This window comes from Bradyrhizobium sp. Ken01 (assembly GCF_055807355.1).
In genome coordinates, this window is the sequence record NZ_JBVVPC010000197.1 from 1 (window position 1) to 278 (window position 278).

At 51.4% G+C, this 278-nt stretch carries 1 protein-coding gene; it reads left to right on the plus strand.

Annotated elements, in window-relative coordinates; all coding sequences use genetic code 11:
• Positions 1-278 (plus strand): DNA recombination protein RmuC (gene rmuC / locus AC0L3S_RS39335; protein ID WP_473285343.1); only part of this gene is annotated, 278 nt, incomplete at both ends.

Here is a 278-nt window from a genome sequence, read left to right on the forward strand (position 1 = left end):
GCAAATCGCCGATCGTGCCAGCAAGCTGTACGACAAGATGCGTTTGTTCATCGATGACATGTCCGCGATTGGTCAAAGTCTCGACAAAGCGCAGGATAATTATCGGCAGGCAATGAAAAAACTCTCTTCAGGGCGCGGAAATGTGCTGGCGCAGGCAGAAGCGTTTCGCGGTTTAGGAGTAGAAATTAAACGCGAGATTAATCCGGATTTGGCTGAACAGGCGGTGAGCCAGGATGAAGAGTATCGACTTCGGTCGGTTCCGGAGCAGCCGAATGATG